The 24295-nt window shown below is 36.9% G+C and carries 22 protein-coding genes; 8 read left to right on the top strand and 14 right to left on the bottom strand.

Going from position 1 to position 24295, the window contains the following annotated elements; genetic code table 11:
* Positions 1-65: 65 nt before the first annotated feature.
* From rny to rpsT, 9 genes are all read right to left on the bottom strand, one after another.
* On the bottom strand, positions 66-1619 hold the full coding sequence (gene rny / locus AC1DG9_RS03430; protein ID WP_048907315.1) for a ribonuclease Y: 1554 nt from the start codon (positions 1617-1619) through the stop codon (positions 66-68).
* Between the two features lie 273 nt (positions 1620-1892).
* Positions 1893-2183 (bottom strand): cell division protein ZapA, encoded by a 291-nt coding sequence (locus AC1DG9_RS03425; RefSeq protein ID WP_068891351.1) that lies wholly within the window; start codon positions 2181-2183, stop codon positions 1893-1895.
* Positions 2184-2216: 33 nt separating this feature from the next.
* The gene (locus AC1DG9_RS03420) at positions 2217-2507 is read right to left on the bottom strand and encodes a hypothetical protein (RefSeq protein ID WP_048907317.1); all 291 of its coding nucleotides are present in this window, start codon (positions 2505-2507) and stop codon (positions 2217-2219) included.
* Between the two features lie 52 nt (positions 2508-2559).
* Entirely contained in the window at positions 2560-4959 is a 2400-nt protein-coding gene (pheT, locus tag AC1DG9_RS03415; protein WP_337717155.1) for a phenylalanine--tRNA ligase subunit beta, read from the bottom strand.
* 77 nt (positions 4960-5036) lie between these two features.
* Entirely contained in the window at positions 5037-5234 is a 198-nt protein-coding gene (locus AC1DG9_RS03410) for a hypothetical protein (RefSeq protein WP_048907319.1), read from the bottom strand.
* Positions 5235-5236: 2 nt separating this feature from the next.
* Positions 5237-6643 carry a radical SAM protein gene (locus AC1DG9_RS03405; protein ID WP_172661242.1) on the bottom strand — a complete coding sequence of 469 codons (1407 nt, stop codon included), beginning with the start codon at positions 6641-6643 and terminating at the stop codon, positions 5237-5239.
* Entirely contained in the window at positions 6640-7377 is a 738-nt protein-coding gene (locus AC1DG9_RS03400; RefSeq protein ID WP_477634310.1) for a prolipoprotein diacylglyceryl transferase, read from the bottom strand. Before AC1DG9_RS03400 ends, AC1DG9_RS03405 begins: the two co-directional genes overlap by 4 nt.
* A gap of 5 nt (positions 7378-7382) precedes the next feature.
* A complete protein-coding gene (radC, locus tag AC1DG9_RS03395; RefSeq protein ID WP_172661244.1) occupies positions 7383-8081 on the bottom strand; it encodes a RadC family protein in 699 nt (232 codons plus the stop codon).
* Between the two features lie 72 nt (positions 8082-8153).
* Positions 8154-8408, bottom strand: coding sequence for a 30S ribosomal protein S20 (rpsT, locus tag AC1DG9_RS03390; RefSeq protein ID WP_048907321.1), 255 nt, complete (start codon positions 8406-8408; stop codon positions 8154-8156).
* A gap of 420 nt (positions 8409-8828) precedes the next feature.
* Between rpsT and purN the strand changes: the two genes are divergently transcribed.
* From purN to rodA, 7 genes are all read left to right on the top strand, one after another.
* Positions 8829-9407 carry a phosphoribosylglycinamide formyltransferase gene (purN, locus tag AC1DG9_RS03385; RefSeq protein ID WP_172661245.1) on the top strand — a complete coding sequence of 193 codons (579 nt, stop codon included), beginning with the start codon at positions 8829-8831 and terminating at the stop codon, positions 9405-9407.
* Positions 9408-9480: 73 nt separating this feature from the next.
* On the top strand, positions 9481-11007 hold the full coding sequence (gene purH / locus AC1DG9_RS03380; RefSeq protein WP_477634309.1) for a bifunctional phosphoribosylaminoimidazolecarboxamide formyltransferase/IMP cyclohydrolase: 1527 nt from the start codon (positions 9481-9483) through the stop codon (positions 11005-11007).
* 88 nt (positions 11008-11095) lie between these two features.
* Positions 11096-12118: a rod shape-determining protein gene (locus AC1DG9_RS03375; protein ID WP_048907325.1), complete on the top strand. Its 1023-nt coding sequence runs from the start codon at positions 11096-11098 to the stop codon at positions 12116-12118.
* 43 nt (positions 12119-12161) lie between these two features.
* Positions 12162-13001, top strand: a complete 840-nt coding sequence (gene mreC, locus AC1DG9_RS03370; protein WP_172661247.1) for a rod shape-determining protein MreC — start codon at positions 12162-12164, stop codon at positions 12999-13001.
* Positions 12991-13506 carry a rod shape-determining protein MreD gene (locus AC1DG9_RS03365; RefSeq protein ID WP_172661248.1) on the top strand — a complete coding sequence of 172 codons (516 nt, stop codon included), beginning with the start codon at positions 12991-12993 and terminating at the stop codon, positions 13504-13506. Before mreC ends, AC1DG9_RS03365 begins: the two co-directional genes overlap by 11 nt.
* Positions 13506-15452, top strand: coding sequence for a penicillin-binding protein 2 (mrdA, locus tag AC1DG9_RS03360; protein WP_172661249.1), 1947 nt, complete (start codon positions 13506-13508; stop codon positions 15450-15452). Before AC1DG9_RS03365 ends, mrdA begins: the two co-directional genes overlap by 1 nt.
* Positions 15445-16713: a rod shape-determining protein RodA gene (rodA, locus tag AC1DG9_RS03355; RefSeq protein ID WP_172661250.1), complete on the top strand. Its 1269-nt coding sequence runs from the start codon at positions 15445-15447 to the stop codon at positions 16711-16713. Before mrdA ends, rodA begins: the two co-directional genes overlap by 8 nt.
* Positions 16714-16715: 2 nt before the next feature.
* Here the strand turns inward: rodA and AC1DG9_RS03350 are convergent, their stop codons facing one another.
* Complete coding sequence (locus AC1DG9_RS03350; protein ID WP_288882234.1) at positions 16716-17765, bottom strand: hypothetical protein; 1050 nt, start codon at positions 17763-17765, stop codon at positions 16716-16718.
* A gap of 98 nt (positions 17766-17863) precedes the next feature.
* Between AC1DG9_RS03350 and AC1DG9_RS03345 the strand changes: the two genes are divergently transcribed.
* The gene (locus tag AC1DG9_RS03345) at positions 17864-18454 is read left to right on the top strand and encodes a thymidine kinase (protein WP_048907331.1); all 591 of its coding nucleotides are present in this window, start codon (positions 17864-17866) and stop codon (positions 18452-18454) included.
* Positions 18455-18683: 229 nt separating this feature from the next.
* On the opposite strand, the gene AC1DG9_RS03340 is transcribed toward AC1DG9_RS03345, so the two are convergent.
* The 4 genes from AC1DG9_RS03340 to AC1DG9_RS03325 all read right to left on the bottom strand — a co-directional run bounded on the left by AC1DG9_RS03340 (position 18684) and on the right by AC1DG9_RS03325 (position 24263).
* On the bottom strand, positions 18684-19214 hold the full coding sequence (locus tag AC1DG9_RS03340) for a ferritin (RefSeq protein ID WP_172661252.1): 531 nt from the start codon (positions 19212-19214) through the stop codon (positions 18684-18686).
* Between the two features lie 101 nt (positions 19215-19315).
* Positions 19316-19681 carry a hypothetical protein gene (locus AC1DG9_RS03335; RefSeq protein WP_048907333.1) on the bottom strand — a complete coding sequence of 122 codons (366 nt, stop codon included), beginning with the start codon at positions 19679-19681 and terminating at the stop codon, positions 19316-19318.
* A gap of 284 nt (positions 19682-19965) precedes the next feature.
* On the bottom strand, positions 19966-21105 hold the full coding sequence (locus AC1DG9_RS03330) for a SusD/RagB family nutrient-binding outer membrane lipoprotein (RefSeq protein ID WP_477634308.1): 1140 nt from the start codon (positions 21103-21105) through the stop codon (positions 19966-19968).
* Positions 21081-24263 carry a SusC/RagA family TonB-linked outer membrane protein gene (locus tag AC1DG9_RS03325; RefSeq protein WP_477634307.1) on the bottom strand — a complete coding sequence of 1061 codons (3183 nt, stop codon included), beginning with the start codon at positions 24261-24263 and terminating at the stop codon, positions 21081-21083. Before AC1DG9_RS03325 ends, AC1DG9_RS03330 begins: the two co-directional genes overlap by 25 nt.
* Between the last annotated feature and the right edge of the window lie 32 nt (positions 24264-24295).

Genomic DNA, 24295 nt, shown 5'->3' with positions numbered 1-24295 from the left:
CAGAATAAACCGTCGCTTTTATAAAATATTAATAGCCTGCAGTAATAATTGCAGGTTCGCTTATGCTATTTCGCAAAAGAAACAGATCTGGTCTCTCTTATTACAGTTACTTTAATCTGACCTGGATAAGTCATCTCTGTTTGAATGCGGTTCGAGATGTCAGCTGCCAATAGTTCTGCCTGCTGATCAGTTACCCTTTCACTTTCAACCACAACCCTAAGCTCTCTACCTGCCTGTATCGCAAATGTTTTCTCTACACCCGGATAAGAAAGCGCAAGCTCTTCCAACTCTTTTAATCGTTTAATATAGCTTTCAACTACCTCACGTCTAGCACCCGGACGTGCACCTGATATGGCATCACAAGCCTGTACAATAGGAGATATCATTGAAGTCATTTCTATCTCGTCATGGTGAGCTCCAATAGCATTACAAATTTCAGGATGTTCCTTATACTTCTCAGCCAGTTGCATACCTAAAATAGCGTGAGGTAATTCTGGATTATCATCTGGCACCTTACCTATATCATGTAACAGACCTGCACGTTTTGCCATTTTTGCATTTAAACCAAGTTCTGCCGCCATAGTAGCACAGAAGTTAGCAACCTCACGTGAGTGATGTAATAAATTTTGTCCGTAAGATGAACGGTAACGCATACGACCAACCATTCTGATCAATTCAGGATGTAACCCGTGGATACCCAAATCAATTACAGTACGCTCTCCTATCTCTACAATTTCATCCTCAATCTGCTTCTTGGTTTTAGCAACAACCTCTTCAATACGGGCCGGATGAATTCTACCATCAGTTACCAAACGGTGTAAAGCCAAACGCGCTATCTCTCTTCTTACCGGATCAAATCCTGATAAGATAATTGCTTCAGGAGTATCATCTACAATAATCTCAATACCTGTTGCAGCTTCTAAAGCGCGGATATTACGACCCTCTCGCCCAATAACACGTCCTTTAATTTCGTCACTTTCGATATGAAAAACTGAAACCGTATTCTCAATAGCAGCCTCAACTGCAGTACGCTGTATGGTTTGTATAACAACTTTCTTTGCTTCTTTTGTTGCAGTAAGCTTAGCTTCATCAACAATATCCTTAACCTGGATCATTGCTTGTGTGCGTGCCTCCTGTTTCATTGTTTCAACCAACTGGCTTTTTGCTTCATCAGCACTTAAACCTGCAATAGTTTCCAATTGCTTTACATGTTGGTTTTTCAACAATTCAACTTCTTCTTGTTTCTTTAATGCAATTTCAGTTTGCTTTTCAAGGTTCTTTTTATGATTATCAAGTTCTTGATCTTTGCGGGTAGCGTTTTCAAGCTTCTGGTTTAAAGACTGTTCTTTTTGTTTTAAAGTATTCTCTCGTTGATTGATCTGGTTATTTTTGGAATTTACTTCTTGCTCGTGCTCAGATTTCATTTGGAGGAATTTCTCTTTTGCCTCTAGCAATCTGTCTTTCTTTAAGATCTCAGCGTTACTTTCCGCATCCTTAAGTATCTTCTTTACCTTGCTCTGAACTGCAATTTCCTGCTTCTTAAGCAGGCTACGCAGCAGATATCTGCCTATTAAAATGCCGATTACTAATCCGGCAAGTACGTATCCTAATATTTCCATTCTATTTTTCTATATAAATCAGCTCATACACGCTGCATCACTGTTAAAAATTCGTTTAAAAAAAAACCGCAACTAACTTTATTGAGCCCCAAAGTTTTAAAAACCTCAACTAATTATAATTRGGATTTAAGTCATTTTCAGGTACATAAATGCAAATGAAATACACCTTCTTAATCCTATAAATATTGAAGTGTTAAGTTTTAAAAATAATGAAACTCAAAAACCTAGCTGCGGCTAATATCTTTGTTGTCTTAACTAATATAAAGAACGATCTTATTTCGAAAAAAAATCATTTAATAAACTATCCAATTCTTCCACCTTCTCGGCAACAGCAGTATCTTGATCCTGGACTTTGTTTTCTACTCTCAACACTGCCGTTGCATAGTGCAGTACTGCCATAGAAAGCAAATCCTGTTTATCGCGAACGGCATAATTTTCCTGATAATCTTTTATGCGCTCGTTAATAATCTTGGCTGCTCGCCTTACAATTTCTTCCTCTTCTGTATTGACCTTTAAGGGGTAAATACGATCGGAAATAGTTATTTTTATAGAGATTTCTCCCATTTTTTAGCTTTGTTTCACTTTTTCAAGTATTCCTTATTTCTTAAGTAATACAACACACTTATCTATTTCACGCACAAAATCGTTAATTTTTTGCTTTATATCAAGTGTCTTTTCACTTGTTCCTTCAATACTTTTCGCAAGCTTCAAAACTCTAAGCTTTTCCTCAAGCTCAGTGTTCTTGTTTTTTGATGTATCAAGGGCAACTTTTACTGACTGGTTCTCAAGCTTTAATAAATCATTTTCTTCCTGCAAAGCATTACAAAGCTCTATTAAACGAGTTGTTTTTTGCAATACTGAATTTAACTGATCTGCTACAGAAGACATTCTACTAAAGTTGTTTTTTATTTAAAATATTATTTTTTCAGAAAACACTTACTTATTTTCTGATTTCTGCTTTCGCTGTTTGCGCTAAGTTAGATATAATCTTTTGCATAACGGAATCAATCTGCTTATCCGTTAATGTTTGCTCTTCATCCTGAAGGGTAAAATTAAGTGCATATGATTTCTTTCCTGCAGGTAGTTTATCTCCAACGTACACATCAAACACCTGTACATTCTTAATCAATTTCCGCTCTGTTTTGAATGCTATGGTCTTTAAATCATCAAAAGTCACATTAGTATCTACCAGCATAGATAAGTCTCTTCTTACTAATGGATACTTAGGAACTTCTTTATTTATAATTTTATTTTTCTTTATAATATCTAAAAGCTGTGCCCAATCAAAATCTGCATAATAAACATCTTTATCAATATCAGCTTTCTTTTTATCAGCAGCTGTTGCAGCTCCAAAAGTTACAATTGCTTTATCACCTCTAAAGTATTTTAAACCAAAAGCAAAGCTTTCATTTTTAACTTCTTCAGTTTGATAGTTTGTTATGCCAAGGCGACCAATAACGGCATCAACTGCAGCTTTTAAATTATAAAAACTTACCGGCGAGGCTTTATGGTTCCATTGCTCAGATTGATTAGAACCTGACAACACAATTAATAACCTTGGGCGCTCTACATATTTCTCATTTATCAAATGGTAGGTTTTACCAAATTCATAAAATTTAATATCAGCAGTTTTCCTGTTTAAATTATAAGCAACACTCTCCAGGGCAGGCAACAGCAATTCCTGGCGCATTACATTTAAATCTGAACTTAATGGATTTAAGATCTGTACTGCTTCTTCAGGCACTTTTGAATAAGCTCCCTTTGTTAATGAATTACACCAGATCTCTAAAAAGCCGTTAGCAGTTAACATATCAGCAATAACATGCTGTGTTTGCTCTTTATCTGGCTTAGTGCCATAAGATAGTGATGCATTTATTTTACTAGGAATCTCAATATTATTATAGCCATAAATCCTTAAAACCTCTTCAGTAACATCGCATTCGCGGGTTACATCAACTTTAAAGCTTGGCACTTTAAGCTCCAAACCTTCGGTGGTTTCTTTGGCCACTTCAATGCCTAATGCAGTAATTATATCTTTAATTTCTGCATCGGGAATATTAGCTCCAATTAATTTATTGATGTTCTGATAGCTAACTTCAACATCAAAAGGCTTTATAGGATTAGCGTAAACATCTGAAACCGACGAAGCGATTTCACCGCCTGCCAATTCCTGAATTAATAGCGCTGTACGTTTTAAAGCAAAAGTTGTTATTTCTGGATCAGCACCACGCTCATACCTGAACGAAGCATCTGTTTTTAAACCATGGCGTTTAGACGTTTTACGCACAGAAACAGAGTCGAAATAGGCACTTTCCAGGAATACATTTTTAGTGGCATCAGTTATTCCCGAGGTTTTGCCTCCAAAAACCCCTGCAATACACATAGGTTCTTCTGCATTACAGATCATCAAATCTTCAGCAGAAAGCTTACGCTCAACCCCATCAAGCGTTACAAAAGGTGTTCCTTCAGCACATTTCTTAACAAAAACTTTAGCACCTTTTATCTGATCAGCATCAAAAGCATGAAGTGGTAAACCCAGATCATGTAAAACATAATTGGTTATATCTACAATGTTATTGATGGGTCTGATACCTATTACTTTTAATTTATCCTGAAGCCAATCTGGAGAAGCTTTGACAGTAACTCCACTTATGGTAACACTGCTATAACGCGGACAAGCATTCGTATCTTCAACCTTAACTTCAATTTTAAGGTTTTCATTATTCGTTTTAAAGCCAGAAACGTCAGGCATCTGAATACTTTTACGCAAATAAGCAGCTAAATCTCTTGCTACACCTAAGTGCGAAGCAGCATCTGCCCTGTTAGGTGTTAAACCTATTTCAAAAAGATAATCATCTTCCAGCTTAAAATATTCTTTAGCAGAAATACCAATTGCAGTATCGGCTGGCAAAACAAGTATTCCGTCATGAGAAACGCCCAAACCAATCTCATCTTCTGCACAGATCATCCCTTCGGATACTTCTCCTCTTATTTTTGATTTGTTGATTTTAAAAGGCTCCCCTTCATTTGGGTAAACGGTAGTGCCAACAGTAGCAACCACAACCTTTTGGCCCTGAGCTACGTTTGGAGCACCACAAACAATTTGTAAAATATCTGGTCCGCCAACATCAACGGTTGTAACACGAAGACGGTCTGCATTAGGATGTTGTACGCAAGTTAACACATGACCTATAACCAATCCGGCTAAACCACCAGCAACAGGCTGCACGGTTTCTAAGCTTTCTACTTCCAGTCCAATATTTGTTAATATAAGAGAAAGTTCCTGAGGTGTTTTATCAGTTTGTATGAATTGTTTAAGCCAATTGTATGATATCTTCATTATCTGGTATCTAGTATGAAATACTGGGAAAACGCAAAGATAATATTTTAAAGGGGAATGCTAAAAGAGAAATGCCATTAATGCATACCTCCCAATCCCGATAACATAATGGCACATGCTCCTGCTCCTATTACTAATAAGATAACTGATAGAATAACCAATCTGAGACCCGGCTTTACAGGTTTGTTATTTGCTGTCGCTACAATCATCATGATAATACCAACTATAAATATGATGGCAACAGCTGCCCAATACAATAAAAGAAGAGCAATCATAATTACTGTATTAATTTAAAACGTTCGTTTAACTTTTCTCTGATATCATCGATTTTATTATCTCTGTAAAAAATATTCATTGTTTCAAATGGGATGATCTTCATTTTATCACTCACAATATGAACACATGATTTTTTTACTGCCCGTACATCAAAATCCAGAGGATCCATAAAGTTCATTATAATGATGCGAAACAGGTTATTATAATTCAAATGATCTGATTTTACTCTTGGCAAACAACACATAAGCTCTCCAAACTCTCCCTCTGCACAATCAACAGATATTCCTGTACTAAACAAATTCAGCAGATGCTCCTTCAGTTTCTCATCATGTTCAAAAACGATGGTGTTTTTTGAATTGTTCAGCAAATCTTCTGGATTAATTAAATGTGTCATAGGTATTACGTCATCCCCAATTTTTAACGCATAAGCCATACAAAGTGCATCAGGGTTACAAGGCACCGGAATCAGGTCCTGCGGGGTAAACAATGGGTACTGTTCATATATTTTCCTACGAACCTCTGTAAGCGTTATCCTTCCCTGCTGATCGTTATAATTGTCATTTCTGCCGGCAACCTGGGTTGGCTGAAATGTTACTCCACGCACGCATTTTTGTTTTAAAGCGTAATCTAGGATATCACCAATTTCATGGTCATTCAAGCCTTTTTGTAACGTTACCACCAATGTGGTCGAAACATTAAACTTATTTAAATTATCTATCGCCTTTTTCCTTACTTCTGTAAGGTCTTCTCCTCTTAACTTTGTTAAAACGGCTGCATTAAAACTGTCAAACTGAAGATAAATTTCAAAATCAGGCATATATGAGGCCAGCTTTTCAACAAAATTAATATCCTTTGCAATTCTAATTCCATTTGTATTTACCATTAGGTGTTTAATGGGCTTACTCTTTGCAAGATCAAGAATTTTAAAAAAGTCGGGATGCACAGTTGGCTCGCCTCCAGAAATCTGAACCACATCCGGCTCCCCTTCATTCGCCACTACCGTATCCATCATTTTATTGATTTCTTCAAGAGTTCTGTGCCTACCATAACTCGGAGAAGACATAGCATAACAGGTTGGGCAACTTAAATTACATCGGTCTGTTACTTCTATTATTGTTAAACACGAATGCTGTTCATGATCTGTACAGAGGCCACAATCATATGGGCAACCATAATGTACCTTGGTATTAAATTTCAAAGGCATCTCAGACTGTTTGTTGTAATTTCTGATCTGCTTGTAATACTCTACATCGTCGGCAATCACAACTTTACTATCGCCATGGGTTTTACAATGTTTTAGCATATAAACCTTCTCATCCTGAAAAACAATTTTTGCATCTATTAGTTCCAGACATTCCGGACACAGACTTTTTGTATAATCGTAATAGATATAATTTCTTATTTTCATTTGAGGATGCTATTTGAGATGCGAAGAATAAATTTGTAATAATAGTTGAATATAAACAATGAAATCCAATGGATCACACTTAAATCCAAAAACAATGGGTGATACGGTTTAATAAATTCTACCAGAAATCGATATAAAAAATATAAAACCATAAACAATTTAAAGTGATCGCCATTGATCAGCCTCTTTTTCAAAAAAATAAAGAATAGGAAAAGAAACACCATATAGATCATTTCATAGAGTGCCACTGGATGTCTTTTTAAACCATCACCCAGATCCATCCCCGTAAAAAAATGTGTTTCAACACCAAAAGTGGGCTCATCTATACCCATTAAAAAACAACCTATGCGCCCAATAAACAAGGCAACTATAATTGGTATTACATAAAGATCACCGGAGGCAATCTTTACGCCTATAATTTTTTTGATAAGCTCTACGCCAAACAACCCTCCAATAAAACCTCCTGCGATAGTTTTATTACTGAAGAATGCCAGCAAACTTAAATGTTTTATTGATTCCGGATCCTMAAGCGCAGCAATGACCCGGGAGCCAATAAGTGCACCAATCATTGCCCCCAGCATAATCCACAACCTGTTTTCATCAGAAATAGGATCAACTATCTTTTTCTTTAAGAAATAATAAACCCTAATGCCTATAAGAAAGGCTAGTGTTTCAAAAATATAATGCCAATGATATAACTCACCAAAAAGCTCAAAACGAACGGGAAAATTCATGTTTATCAGATTAACCCTTGATCTCCGAAGCTATAATATCCCTTATCTGCAAGAATAAGATGATCCAATACTTGTAAATCAAGCATCTTCCCTCCCTCTACCAGCTTCTTTGTAAGCTGTAAATCCTGACTGCTGGGCTTCAGATTTCCTGAAGGATGATTATGAGCAAGAATAATAAAAGCTGCGTTATGTTCAAGTGCAGTTTTAAAAATAATTTTTGGGTCTGCTACCGTACCTGCCAACCCACCTTTGCTAATAATCTGCTTTCCGATTACCCTATTTGCCGTATTTAAGATCAAGATCCAAAACTCTTCATGATTTAAGTCGGCAAAAACCGGCATCATTATTTCAAAGGCATCCTTTGATGATGCTATATGCACCACCTCTGTTGCTCCTGTATCCTTTCTCCTACGACCCAGTTCTAATGCGGCAACTATAGCTATTGCTTTTGCTTCTCCAATGCCTTTAAAGTTCGAAAGGCTTTTAACAGAAACTTTGCCTAGTGCATCCAGATCATTTCCATACTCGGCAAGTATTCGTTTGCTTAGATCAACAGCACTTTCATTTCTGTTTCCAGAACCAATTAAAATAGCTATAAGCTCGGCATCGGTTAAATGCCTGCGGCCGTTAAGTAATAGTTTTTCGCGAGGCCTATCTGCCTCTGCCCATAATTTTATCCCCAGTTTTGGTTGATATGGTTTCATTGGAACGCTTTTTTGAACATAAAAAAAGGGATATGCAATGCATATCCCTTTTACAATATTGTAAAGCTATGTTTATTTTAAGCTATTAACAAACTTAGTTAATTTAGATTTGTTGTTAGCTGCTTTATTTTTGTGAATAACGCTTTTTTTGGCTAAACGATCTAACATAGAAACTACTTTAGGAAGTAATTCTAGTCCTGTTTTTTTATCTTCAGCAGCACGCAGTCTTTTAATAAACGTACGAGTTGTTTTTGCTTGATATCTATTACGTAAACGTTTAGTTGCGTTTGCTCTAATTCTTTTTAATGAAGATTTATGATTTGCCATTTTTTGTTATTAAAATATTTTATGTTGAGACCAGCTCTTTTATTTCTTCTTATTTTTCGGACTGCAAATATAGAACTAATGTTTTTAAAATGCAAAATCAGAACATAAATATTTTTTTTAATCTTCTCCAACATAAATACTTGTATCATCAATATACCACATTAATACATGTTAGATATTAGATAAATCGAATTTAGAGCACCAATTGTTCGAAAAAAACACCTGTTTTGCGAAGTAATGTCGAACCAGCGTCGAACCAGCAACATTCTAACACAGTGCCGATCAATACCAACAGCTATATTTATCAATCAAAAAACCGAATTAAAAGCTTTCATTAAACGCTTAAAATGCTATTTTTGGACATAATGATAACATTACTACCTTTGAAAAAGAATAAATAGCCTCAATTTATATTGCCCCATGAAAAAACGTATAGCCATATTTGCCTCAGGGTCAGGATCTAACGCCCAAAAGCTAATGGAGCATTTTAAAAATAACCCTGAAGTAGAAATTGCATTGGTGCTTACCAACAACCCTGATGCCTACGTTCTACAGCGTGCAGACAATTTTGAAATCCCTTCTCATATTTTTGACAGACATGAATTTTATCAAACCGATAATATTATTGATCTGCTAAAAAATCTGGATGTGGATCTGATTGTATTAGCAGGATTTTTATGGCTAATCCCTAAAAATTTAATAAATGAATATCCGGGACGTATTGTAAACATACACCCTGCTATATTACCTAAGTTTGGCGGAAAAGGAATGTATGGAGATCATGTACATAATGCGGTACTGGCTGCCAAGGAAACTGAAGGTGGCATAACAATACATTATGTTGATGAAAATTACGATGAAGGAGAATATATTTATCAGGCAAAATACCGTATTGACAAAGACGATAATTTGGAAATGATTAAGTTTAAAGGCCAGCAATTAGAGCACCAGCATTATCCCCGTATCATAGATGGGATTATTAAAAAGATAAAAAAATAGTATATTTTTATTATTTAGGCATACTAATTTCTCGGTTAAAAAAACTAATTTTGCGGCTCAAAATTTTTCTCTAATGARTCAATCGATAAAGATCAAAAACGCTTTAATTTCAGTTTATTACAAAGATGGTTTAGAGCCTTTAGTTCGCCTGCTGGCAAAACAAGGTGTTCAATTGTTTTCTACCGGAGGTACAGAACAATTTATTAAAGATTTAAATTTACCTGTTACCGCAGTTGAAGACCTTACGGGTTATCCTTCAATTTTAGGCGGAAGAGTTAAAACTTTACACCCTAAAGTTTTTGGTGGTATTTTAAACCGCAGAGCTTTAATTTCAGATCAGGAACAAATTTCTCAGTATGAGATTCCAGAAATAGATCTTGTTATTGTTGATTTATATCCTTTCGAAGAAACACTAAAAGCTGGTGGTTCTGAAGAAGAAATTATTGAAAAAATAGACATCGGTGGCATCTCACTGATCAGAGCAGCAGCTAAAAACTTTAATGATGTAGTAATCCTTGCTTCTAAAGATGATTATTCAACTTTACAGGAGCAACTGGAAAATCAGAATGGAGAGACTACTTTAGCTCAACGTAAAGCATACGCCAAAAAAGCATTCCATACTTCTTCTAACTACGACACTGCAATCTTCAATTATTTCAATATTGAAGAACCGCTTAACGTATTTAAACAAAGTATCAGCAAAGCACAAATCTTAAGATATGGCGAGAACCCACATCAGCAAGGTGTGTTTTATGGCGATTTAGATGCAATGTTCACTAAATTAAATGGCAAAGAGCTTTCTTACAACAACCTTGTTGACGTTGATGCTGCTGTTGCATTAATTGACGAATTTGAGGCGCCTACATTTGCTATTTTAAAACATACAAATGCTTGTGGCGTAGCTTCAAGAACAAATCTTTTAGATGCCTGGAACGTAGCTTTAGCTTGTGATCCGGTTTCTGCATTTGGTGGTGTATTAATTGCCAACAGAGAGATTGACCTTGCTACAGCAACAGAAATTAATAAATTGTTTTTTGAAGTATTAATTGCTCCTTCTTATCAGCCTGAAGCTGTTGAGCTTTTCCGTGCTAAAAAGAACAGGGTAATTTTACAGAGAAACGATGTAGAATTGAGCAAAAAACAATTTAAAACTTTGTTAAACGGAGTTATTGAGCAGGATAAGGATTTAGTTATCGAAGGTCCGGATCAAATGACCGCTGTAACAGAAAAAGCACCTACTGCCCAGGAATTAATTGATCTGCATTTTGCAAATAAAATTGTAAAGCATACAAAATCAAACACCATCGTATTTGTTAAAAACGATCAGCTATTATCTAGCGGTGTTGGTCAAACTTCAAGAGTTGATGCATTAAAACAAGCAATTGTAAAGGCAGAGGCTTTCGGTTTTGACTTAAAAGGCTCTGTAATGGCTTCAGATGCATTTTTTCCGTTCCCTGATTGTGTAGAAATTGCTGCTGAAGCAGGAATTACTGCAGTTTTACAGCCAGGTGGCTCTATTAAAGATGCTGATTCTGTAAATATGGCTAATGAAAAAGGTATAACGATGGTTACTACTGGCATCAGACATTTCAAACACTAACTTTATTTGTCTCTCAATACAATAAAAAGACGTAGTTTTACATTACTATAGTACACAGAATTTTTAATACTTAAATTATCACCTATAAATGGGTCTATTTAATTGGTTTACACAAGAAGTTGCTATCGATTTAGGTACGGCAAACACCTTGATTATACATAATGACAAAGTAGTAGTTGATGAACCTTCAATTGTTGCTTTTGACAGACAAACAAATAAAATTATAGCAATTGGCAGGCAGGCCATGCAAATGGAGGGTAAAACCCACGATAACATCAGAACAGTTAGACCACTTAAAGACGGTGTTATTGCTGATTTCAATGCTGCTGAAGCCATGATCAAAGGTATGATCCGCATGTTAAATGGCGGTAAAGGCTGGATGTTCCCTTCGTTAAGAATGGTAATCTGTATTCCCTCCGGTATTACTGAAGTTGAAAAACGTGCAGTAAGAGATTCAGCGGAAATTGCAGGTGCTAAAGAGGTTTATCTGATCCATGAGCCTATGGCTGCTGCAGTAGGTATAGGTATTGATGTGGAAGAACCAATGGGCAACATGATCATTGATATAGGTGGTGGTACAACTGAGATCGCGGTAATCGCTTTATCAGGTATTGTGTGTGATCAGTCTATCCGCGTTGCGGGAGATAACTTTGACTCTGATATTGTAAACTACATCCGTCGCCAGCACAACATTATGATTGGCGATCGTACTGCTGAAAAAATTAAAATTGAAGTTGGTGCTGCATTACCTGAATTACAGGATCCACCAGCTGATTTTGCGGTACAGGGAAGAGACTTGATGACTGGGGTTCCTAAACAGATCACCGTATCTTATACTGAGATTGCGCATTGCTTAGATAAATCAATTTCAAAAATCGAAGAGGCTATTCTTAAAGCTTTAGAGATTACTCCGCCAGAGCTTTCTGCTGATATTTACCAAACAGGTATTTATTTAACTGGTGGTGGTGCATTGCTTCGTGGTTTAGATAAACGTGTAGCTGCTAAAACGAAATTGCCTGTTCACGTTGCAGAAGATCCTCTTCGTGCAGTTGTACGTGGTACAGGTATCGCCTTAAAAAACATTGGCGGTTTCAAATTTTTAATGCAATAATTAAATGAAGATAAACTAAGGGCTTCCCTCTTATATTTAGAATATGCGTAACCTTTGGATTTTTATAAGCAGATATAACGCATTTTTCTTCTTCATCATTTTCTTTACTGTTGGAGTTGTTCTTACCGTAAGAAACAACTCCTACCAACGAAGTGTAACCATTAACTCGACAAATAAAGTTGTTGGTGATGTGTACAACAACCTTAATGTATTAAAAAAATACATTAACCTGGGTTCTGTAAATGATAGCCTGGCAGTAGAGAATGCGAAACTGAAGACGGAGATACTTGCCCTTAAAAATATAGACACGGCTAAGGATGTTGTAGTAAAAGACACGGCCGGAGTACCTCAATACACTTATCTTTCGGCCAGGGTTATTAAAAACTCCATTACCAACCGGAATAACTTTATCACTATTAATCGTGGCAAAGCCGATGGCATGGAAACTAATATGCCTGTCATTTCGCCAGGAAGGGGCGTTGTAGGCTTTGTACAGGATGTTTCTGAGCACTTAGCTACTGTACGTTCGCTACTACATAAGGACACGCACATTAGCGTGAGCCTAAAGAGAAACAATGCGGTAGGATCGTTAGTATGGGGCGACAGAAATTCCGATTACAGAAAGGCCTATATTAAAGATATTCCTAATCACTTTAAAGTAAATCTAAAGGATACGGTAGTTACATCGGGGTTCTCATTTTTTCCTTCGGGCATTCCTGTGGGCACAGTTAGTAACACTGGCATATCCACCGGAGATAACTTCATGACCATTGAAATCAATCTGTTCAATGATTTTAGTACCTTACAATACGTTTACGTCATTAAAAATAAACTAGCAAAGGAACAAACAGAATTAGAAGCGAAATTACCCAATGAGCAGTAGATTAGTATTAACAAACGTAGTCAGGTGGTTTATACTACTTTTATTTCAAATCCTTTTACTAAGGAATTTGAGTTTCTACAATATGGCAACTCCTTTTGTTTACATATTGTTTTTGCTATTGCTTCCATTTGGAATTCCCAACCTGTTACTTTACTTAATCGCCTTTGTTACCGGTTTAACTCTTGATGCATTTTATGATACATTGGGTGTTCATACCGCAGCTTGTGTAACTTTAGTTTTTGTAAGGATACTGTTTATTTCTGTAACGGTAAGCAGGGATGGCTTTGATGAACCGGAACCTACTCTGGGAAATATGGGCATTAAATGGTTTCTTCTATATGCTTTTTTATGCACTTTTGCACATCACATTGTGCTGTTCTTTTTAGAAACATTTAGATTAACTGAATTTTCATACACGCTACTAAAGTGTCTTTTAAGTGGAATTTTCACACTGTTTCTTGTTACCTTGATCGAGTTTATATTTTATAACAGAAAGGTACGCTAATGGATAATCTGTTTAACCGAAAATATATTGTACAAGGATTATTCATTGTTGTTTCATTGATATTATTAGGTACACTTTTTTATATACAAGTATTTAGCGACAAATATTTCCTTTCTGCAGAGAGTAATGTGTTGAGGAAGCTTTACACTTTTCCGGCCCGTGGGGTTATTTTAGATAGAAACGAAAAGATTCTTGTACAGAATGAGCCGGTATACGATTTAATGGTTATACCTAACGACGTAAAAGAATTTGATACGCTTGCTCTTTGTGGCATTATTGGTATTGATACCATAAAATTCAAAAAGAATTTTAAGAAAGCTTTAAACCAGTCGAGATACCAACCTAGCATATTTGAAAAACAACTTTCCGTAAGTATTTATCAATCGCTGTCAGAAAAACTATATCGTTTCCCTGGTTTTTTTGTACAAAGCAGAACGATAAGACAGTATCCCGATAGCATAGCCGGTCACTTTTTAGGGTATATAAAAGAAGTAAGCCCTACCGATATTGAAAGATCTGAAGGCTATTACAGACCTGGAGATTACATAGGAAAAACAGGTGTAGAGAAAGCTTATGAAACTGCGCTAAGAGGTGAACGGGGTGTAGTAAATATGCTTTATGATGCGCACAATGTACCAAAGGGTAGTTATGCGGAAGGGAAATTCGATACTTCGGCGGTTTCAGGAGAGCAATTGATATCTTCTCTGGATGTAAGAATCCAGAAACTAGGTGAAGAATTACTGAAAAATAAGGTAGGCAGTATAGTAGCAATAGAACCTGCTACTGGCGAAATCCTCGCTTTTGTAAGTAGTCCGGGTTATGATCCGAATTTAATGGTTGGCCGCCAACAGGGCAATAATTATATGGATTTACTTAAAAATCCAAACCGTGTGCTTAACATTCGTCCTATACAAGGTTATTATTCGCCAGGATCTTCTTTTAAGCCTTTAGATGCGCTGATTGGGCTACAGGAAGGCGTTATTGATGAGAACACCACATTTAATTGCCCGGGCTATTTCCGTGTTGGAAACCACACTACTAAATGTGAGCACGTTGACGGAAATATTGCATTGCGAAGAGGTCTTGCCAGATCATGTAATACTTATGCATGTTATGTATTTCAGAAACTATTAACACAGAAAAAATTTAATAGGAATCAGCAAGTAGCATATGATTACTGGCAAAAGAAAGTAAAGCTCTGGGGCCTTGGCGATACCCTTGGTATAGATTTACCGGGAGAGCGTAAAGGAAGGCTATACGACGCATCTTATTATTCAAAAAAGTACAGCAAGTATTGGGGCTATTCAACTGTAATTTCGTTAGCCATTGGGCAAGGCGAGATGGATGCAACCCCTTTACAGATGGCAAATATTATGGCGGCCATTGCTAATAAAGGTTATTATATAAAGCCTCACCTGGTTAAATCTATCGGAAAAGATCATGTGATTAGAAAGGAATATCTAAAGAAAAACTATGTTGGTGTTGATGCAGCACACTTCGGGCCTGTAATTGATGGAATGCAGGAAGCAGTAAATTCGCCGTGGGGTACTGCTTTGGCTTCGAGAATAGATGGAATTATAATGTGTGGAAAAACAGGTACTGTACAAAATCCACGTGGCAAAAACCACTCCGTATTTATTGGCTTTGCCCCCAGAGATAATCCAAAAATTGCCATCGCAGTTATTGTAGAAAATGCTGGCTACGGGGGCACTTATGCGGCGCCAATTGCAAGTTATATTACAGAGAAGTATCTTAAAGATAGTATACCTCCAAACAGAAGAGGTGGAGTAGAATGGATGAAAAAACAAGTTATTCTTCCTGCGCTACCAAAACCAAAAGTGAAAACCAAAGCAGCCCTTATTGATTCTGCTAAAAAAGCGGATTCACTTAAAAAAAGCATTAATGCTGTTGAACCAAAAAAAGTGATAGATAAAAAAAATGACTAATCAGCAAAGCAACAGATTCTTCTTCAATGTAGATTGGATTACTATCCTAATTTACATTGCTTTGTGTGCGGTTGGTTACGTAAATATTTATGCTTCAGTACATAACACGACTGACACCTCTGTGTTTAATTTTGGCAGCAATTACGGAAAACAATTGATCTATGTTATTGCGGGTCTGGTGTTGGGTTTTTCAATTTTGCTATTGGATGCCAAGTTCTTTAGCGTCTTCTCGCCTATTGTATACGGTGTTACAGTACTACTACTCATTATTGTTTTGGTGGTTGGTAGAAATGTCGGTGGTAACCAGGCCTGGATATCACTAGGTGGTGGGTTTCGATTGCAACCCTCTGAGTTTGCGAAGTTTGGTACGGCTCTATTGCTCGCCCGGTATATTAGCAGCTTCAGTCCTAAATTCAGAGATTTAAAATCTATAGCTTTTGCGGGATTGATTATGGGCATTCCTCTTGTGCTTATCATGCTTCAGCCTGATGCTGGATCGGCTCTTGTATTTTTGGCTTTCATGTTTCCAATGTACAGAGAAGGTTTATCTGGTTACTTTTTGCTGATCTTTTTAGGAATGATTGTGTTATTTGTGGCCGACTTCCTTGTTCCATTAAAAGTATTAATTCCTACTATTCTGCTTATTGGAGGTTTCTTTGTTTATCAAAACAAGCGAAAACAGAAGGTTATGTTTTCTGCAATTCTTGTAACAATAATAGCAATTGCTTATTTATTTGTGGTAAAACTAGCCTACGAGAAGGTTTTGAAACCGCATCAACGTACAAGGATAGAGCTGATATTAGGATTAAAGATAGACCCAAAGGGTGTTGGTTATAATGTGATACAATCTAAAATAGCTATCGGTTCGGGCCAACTTACAGGTCGTGGTTTTTTACAGGGGACCCAAACTAAATATGGTTATGTTCCAGCTCAGAGTACTGACTTCATTTTCTCTACAATTGGAGAAGAATGGGGTTTTGTAGGTTGCTTTGTAGTGATTGGATTGTTCTTATTCCTCTTACTTCGCTTAATTAACCTTGCAGAGCGACAGCGATCTACATTCTCCAGAGTATATGGTTATTGTGTTGCCAGTATCCTGTTCTTCCACGTATTCATAAATATTGGTATGGCCATAGGCATTGTGCCTGTAATTGGCATACCCCTACCTTTTATCAGTTATGGAGGATCATCGCTTTGGAGTTTTACAATATTGTTGTTTATATTCCTTAAGCTGGACTCAAACAGAATGGGCTTTATCTAAGCCTATGAAAAACGCTGACTTAGCAATTCGTAAAATTTATCTACAGTAGTCTGTTTTGAAGCCCAGTTGTTCTTCTCTGCATAGTTATTTTTTAGGAACGTATCTGCAGTCTTTAAATCAGGCATTTTATTGATCAGGTCGATGGCTTCGGAATAAGCAAGATTATAGCCATTAAACAAATCCTTAATGTATAATAGTTTTTCATTAAGAGTTATTCCTTTTTTAAGATCTGTTATTGTGGGCTTGTTGCTTTCCAAATTCAAATTAACAGAGCTATTATTGTTCTTGCCTGCCAGAATATCGTTTAAGGTAGGCCTTACATTACTTACAGGCTCTTGTTGTATTGGTTCTGGTGTAGTTTCATTTACAAAAGCTTTGGCTGGCTCAGGGGCTTTAAAAACAACAGGTTCAGGAGTAGGTATTGGAGCAGGTTCTAGCGCTTCTGGTTCTTCCTGTACTTGAACGACTGGTTCTTCTTTATAAACAACGGGTTCCTGAATTGGTTCTGGTTCCTCGTCAATTGTTGCTTCTTCAATTCCGCTAGTCACAAGAGCAGGTTCCTGAGTTACTTTTTCAGTCGGCTGCTGATCAGTTGTTTCAAACTGCGACTTGCTTTCCATTAACCTCTGCTTTTCAGCAATAATGCGTTCTTCTTCTTTACTTAATGGCCTGTCAAAAATACTATCAACAGATTTTTCTTCGAAGTCAAACTTATCAGTTGATGAATTATCATTTAAAATAAATTCAAAAGACGGAACGTGGTTCTTAACTTCTTCCACTTCCCGAACATTCTCTGGTTCTTGAGAAATTAAAGGCTCTTCCTTTTCTACAACACTGTCTAAAGTATGTTCAGGTATTTCCTTTACAGGCTTATTGTTATTTAACTTCTTTACAATTTGAACATGATCCGACAAAAAATTGGCATTTGCCATAAACAGTTCCAGTTCTAACTCATTCAATTGCTCTGGATTATGAGCTAAAAACTCGTACTGATCTTGAAGTTCGTTTAGTATTTGTCCTATTTTTTTGAAAATATCACCTTGGTTCATCATAATTTAATAACGGAAGAATTGACTTTTTATGTTGGTAACTTGCCATTCAAAAGTACTACAAAATTCTGATATTAGCAGGCTATAAGTACTACAATACGATGTTATTCAGCGAACAAAATTACAGAAGAGGAGAGTTTTGCGGTAGCATAGAGGTAATTTGCGGCTCTATGTTTTCGGGCAAAACAGAAGAATTATTAAGGAGATTAAGAAGGGCTCAAATTGCTCAGCTGAATGTTGAAATCTTTAAACCTAAAACAGATACCAGATATGACGAAAATGCAGTGGTGTCTCACGATTTAAATTCAATTCAATCAACACCGGTAGAAACATCATCTTCAATACTACTTTTAGATGCCAATACTCAGGTTGTCGGTATTGATGAGGCTCAGTTTTTCGATGAAGACCTGCCTGACGTATGCAACAAACTTGCTCAAAAAGGAATAAGGGTTATTGTAGCCGGGTTAGATATGGATTTTCTTGGTAAACCTTTCGGTCCCATACCAGCGCTAATGGCTATTGCAGAATTGGTAACAAAGGTAAATGCAGTTTGTGTTCGTTGTGGTAGTCCGGCGATGTACTCTTTCCGTAAAGTTGCTAGCGAATCGAAAATATTATTAGGCGAAAAGGACAGTTATGAGCCTCGTTGCAGACGGTGCTATCATTTGGCCGATAACGTTATCCTGAATTAAAAAGCATAAAGTGATTACAAAGCTAGGCCAGGGGACAATTTTTACATCGTTTTCCTCTAAGGTATTTCTCACAGCAGTCTTTTTTCTTTTTATCCTTTTTTTCCTGCTTAGAGTGTTTGTTCTTTTTATGTTTCTTTGACATGGCCTATATTATCAATAAACAAAAAAAGGTACATACTGTTTCATCAGTATGTACCTTAAAATACCAGGGTAAACTGGCTAAATTAGATTAAGCCTCGCTTTCGTATTTAATCTGGCCAACGTGTTTGTCAATCTGCCATCTTCCAGTTCCTTCTTCTCCGATTACATCAAACAATTCAAGGGCACGACGAGCTTTATATTCTTCTTCTCTTTGTTCTCTAAAGAACCAGTTTAAGAACTCAAGAGTTACATAATCCTGTTCTTTATGGCAACGAGCTGCAATGCTTTTAATAGATTGGGTTACGCTAATTTCCTGATCCAAAGCTTCTTCAAAAACCTCACGGAAAGAGTTATATTCAATTTTGATATTTGTGATGTCAGGAGAAATTGCTGTACCTCCCATATCTAAAACATATTTATAGAATTTAAGCTGATGGGCTCTTTCTTCTTCGGCTTGCTTGAAAAAATAATCAGATGAAAAGTCGTATCCATTGCGATTACACCATGAAGCCATAGAAAGATAAATAGCTGATGAGTGGGCTTCTTTTTTTATTTGCTGGTTAATAAGTGTCTCTACATCTGATGAGAGTAAGCACTTTGCGCGAATGATATCTTTCATAATTACTATCGTTTAAATGATATTATAACATCAAAAATAATGCAATAAATTAAGAATAGATAATATTAGAGTAATATGGAAAGATTCTAATTCTAAGTTAATCAGGCAACTATACGATGCAAACGATCGAATATGATGTGATTAAGCTCTAACATTACAAATGTACCTTGTAATAGCTCTTTTAAAGCAATAATTTCCAGGATAGAAAGTACATAGCAATGATCGCAAGCGCAGATAAAAATGATTTCAAGATCTGGTGCTTTGGTGCTATTTAAAAGCAAATTTTCTATATCGATCTGATAAACTGCTTTTTTAAGTTTAAGTAAGTTACGATAATCGAAACGAGCAAGTTTACCGGCAAAATCTATATACCAGCAGTTCTCACTGTCTGATTGATAGATGGCACCTTTGTTAGTATTAAATACTTCTGTAAAATTGATTGAAGGTAGTATAACTAAATCCTGCATGTTCACATTTAAACTCTTGATATTGCAAAGGTTACTATTATTTAGAATTAATCCAAATCGTTTGGTAATTTATTTTAAAAAAATTAAATGATTGGTATTCTGAGCGCCTGGCATTAAAGAGATGAAACCATCATAAGAAGACTTTCTAAAGCTACTACTTACGATGGTTTCTTATTCAGATTTGGCTTGTGTCTCGGTTAATTCAAAGAAAGCATGATTTGCTTATAAAAAGATTTACACAATTGTCTAAATATTAAGCGATTTTGACATAACCAATTTGCGTCTTAAGGCTTATCCCACCATAATCGCCCAGTTAAATCATCGGTACCATTAAATTGTCGCTGGATCGCTTCAGAATAATGTGCTTTGTTGTTAGATGATTCTTCTGTTGGATACGCCTGCCTTCTAGGAATTGCTTTAGCTGGATTACCTACGGGTGAGCTCAGTTCAGGATAACCAGTCCTTCTCCACTCAGCCCATGCTTCAAAGCCGTTCATAAATAAATGAACCCAACGCTGGTAGGCAATTTGTTTAAGGCCATTTGCAGGATTATATTGAATTTCGGCATGTGCTTTCATTTTTGCCAGACCACTAATATCATCATTGTTCCATTGCCTAACGGACTGTTCAATTCCCATGTCGTAATTTGTTTTAGCTTCGACATCTGCCCCTGGAATCCAGTTCATTTTTGCAGCTTCAGCTTTAGCAAAAAGAGCCTGCGCAAAAGTAACCAGGTAAACCGGGGCGTCCTGTTTACGAATAGCTAACCCCAGTAACGAGGGGTCCTTTTTATCAACGCCCTCTACAAGTCCAAACTCTAACCCTGTATAGTCTCCGACTTTATTGGCATCCCCATAAACCTTGAGTCTTGGGTCGTCAAGTGGTTTTATATAATCTACCAATGGTTTGCTTAAAGCCCACCACTTACGGTTTTGGTTTGAAATCTGATCATACCAATAGTTTTCATTAGCCGCATTCGCCAAATGTTTGTAGACAAGATTATCTTCATTAGACTCCATAATACCCGCAGCTAAAGCCTTATTGAATTCCACTTTTCCTGTATTCGGATCTATCTTTGAAAGTCTGAGTGCTATTAATAAATGAAGGGTATTTCCCAGCTTTTTCCATCGCTCCATGTTTCCGTTATAAACAATATCGTTTGAGATATCACCTGCAACAATTTGTGAATTTGCTTCATCCAGTAACTTAAAGAGACTATTATAAATTGACTGTTGTGTATCATAAGCGGGGGTATAATTATTTTTTCCCTTTAAAGCCTCACTAAATGGAACATCYCCCCATCTATCTGTTATATGCCAGAAAAAATAAGCTTTTAAGATCTTGGCAACCGCAAGCTGGTTACTTATGGGCCCCTCTGATGGCACTAAAGATGGAGAAGTTAGAACCGATTCCAGGTTCTGCAACGGGCCTGTATACAGCGTATAAAAGCTGAAGTTAACATTATTATAAAGGGATTACGTGCAATAAAAGCAAGCTTAAGTGATCGGAAAGGCAGTTTAGAAAACATTTTTTTGTCAAACGTATATCCTATACTTAATTCTCTTAATTTAATATATGAGGCATCATATAGATACTCTTCATACACATTTGTTCCTAGAGTGTTTCTGTAGTAGGCCCTTGCCTCAACATAAGGACTGGCTTCCTGTCCACTAACATCAGTGCCATTTATTACAGTGCCTGGAGCATACACGCCATTAATCTTTATCCCTCCACCCTCAGCTACAGCATCACGAATATTATGTCCCTTGTCATTCATAGCAGCAGTCTCTTCCGCCTGTCCTGATTTTTGGGCAAGCATTTTGGACCAGCTAAAGAATCGGCCTCCTTTTTGGAAATCAATCATCGCCGCTATACTAAATTTCCAGAGGTTAAATGTATTTAGAAATCCGCCAGTGTATTGAGGTAGCACTGTTCCAAAATTATGAGTAGCGGGTGTGTAAAGTGGCATATTATTAGCTCCTAGCAGAATTTTACCAGTTGCAGGATCACGCTGGTAGGCCTGCCCGATAAGGCTTCCGTACGAGCCCAGTTCATAAGAATTAAGGAACACTGACTTACCGGCATAGGTATTTGAGCTAATTGGATAAACCTTTGAATCAGTACCCAACTTTTTAATCAGGTTTTTACTATGTGCAAAGTTAAAAGCAGCATCCCATGAGAAATTTTGAGATCTTATCGGTGACCCATTTAAGGTGAGTTCAACCCCTTTGTTTTCTATCTCACCTGCATTAATTATAGTAGTATTAAATCCAGTTGTACCCGAAACTTTTAACTCAATAATCTGATCCTTATTTTGCTGTTTATACAACGTAAAGTCAACTCCTAAACGATTATTCAAAAACTTCAAATCAAGACCGGCTTCATAAGAATGAGCAAATGATGGTTTTAATTCAGGATTTTTAATATCATCAGGGACATAAATAGTATTTATAGTCCCTAGAGGACCATCATATATACCACCAATTCCATATACAAATGACGTTCTATAAGGACTAACATTTGATCCGGCAATTGCATAACTAAGTCGTACTTTTCCATATGAAAGCGGTTTCCATTTTAACAATTCGCCGAAGACCATGCTACCCGAAACCGATGGATAGTAGTAAGAATTATTCTTTTTAGGCAAGGTGGATGTATTATCATTTCTGATTGATGCATCTAAATAATAGATGTTTTTATATCCAAAAGATGCCATTGCATACAAGCTTCGTATCTGTTGCCTAAGTAGGTACGACGTAACAGTAGGCCTATCCTTTGAGGCCGCAATATTATAAAAGTCGGGACTAATTAAACCCCCTTCTGTTTTTTCAAGTAAATAGTTATACTTACGGGTATAAATATTAGAACCAATATTGGCAGCTAATGAAAAGTCATCCCAGCTCTTATTATACTGACCAAGAAATTCATAATTCATTTCTTTGTTCTGGTATTTGCCAGTAGAGAATGAACTTAAATAACGACCACCTACGGCAGACCGCTCCTCAATATTCTGAATATAGCTATCAGTTCTGACAAAGCCGCTTAATTTCAATTCAGGCAAAACCTGATAAGTTAAACCAATATCACCAAATATGCGATCTCTATCATCATTATTTAGGTTCTCATTCGCTTCAAAATACGGATTATTCCAGTATAAAGGCTGGTAGCTATCTAACGAACCATCGGAATTAGGCACATCCAAGTTCCAGTGCAGAAACGTGCCGTCAGCGTATTTATAGTCTTTCAAACGTTTCATATCTATATTCCGTTGAAACCACTGCACAAAGTTTCTTGACCCTCCATCATATCCTTGTGAAGGTCTTTGACCTTTATTACCTGCGTAATTTATGTTAGCAGATGCCGTAAGCTTAGTTGTTACATCAAGGGAAGCATTTAGTCCTAGATTGTTTCTTCTAAGCCAGGTATTTGGTTCAATTCCATTTATATTTCCATTGGTATAACTTAGCCTGAATGTTGAATTTTCTCCACCTCCGGAAACAGATATGCTATTCACCGCATTGTTTCCTGTTTCAAAAAAATCCTTAATATTATTAGGATGAGGAACAAACGGAGTTTCCTGTCCGTATGTAGGATCCTGAGGATAGAAACTGAATACTTGCCTAACTGGTGTACCATCCATTTTTGGGCCCCAGCTCTCATCATAATCCATCTGAACATATTTCTGGCCATTATCAAGCGTATTCCAGGTTTGTTTAGAACCTGCCCCATATAAATTTTGCATTGGCATCAGATTCCCAACCTTTTCAATTGAAAATGCAGAACTAAATTGAACATCGACTTTTTTAGGTCCTTTTGCTCCCTTTTTTGTAGTGATCATTATAACGCCATATTGCCCGCGTAACCCATAAAGCGCTGATGCTGCTGGCCCTTTTAATACGTTCACTGATTCAATATCGTCAGGATTTATATCCTGAGCAACGTTTCCATAATCAGCACCGGTATAACTTCCATCACTACCTGAAGCACCTCCCCCACCATTAGAGAAATTACTGTTAGATATCGGTGTTCCATCAACCACTATTAAGGGTTGATCTGAGCCTGCAAGGGAATTAACCCCACGGATTTTAATCTTTTGGGTACCCCCCATGCTGGCTCCTGATGACCCTACAACTTGCACTCCTGCAATTTTACCGGCAAGGGAACCAATTACATTCTGCTCTTTGGTAAGCGTTAGGTTATCACCTTTTACCTCCTGAGTGGAATAACCAAGAGAGCGCTCACTTCGTTTAATACCCAGAGCAGTTACTACCACTTCTGATAATGACTCAGAGTCTTGCATCAATGAGATATTGATTTCGGTACGACCATCAATAGCTACTTCCTGACTAATAAACCCAAGGTATTTTACAACAAGAGTTGTGGCATTTGCAGGGACTGAAATACTATAAGAACCGTTGGATTGGGTTGAGGTGCCAGTTGAAGCACCTTTAACGAGCACGCTTGCGCCCGGAATTCCTGTTCCGTTACTTGCATCCATTACCTTACCCCTGATAACTTGCTGGGCAAAACTATAAAATGCGAGAAAAAAGGAACAGGAAAAAATTAGGGAAAATTTCTTCATGTCGGTTAGTTTTTAGGTTTGTTAGAGAAAAA

The organism is Pedobacter sp. 05L430 (assembly GCF_056397585.1).
The sequence above is the reverse complement of the archived record's forward strand: the minus strand, read 5'-3'. Positions and strand labels throughout refer to the sequence as shown.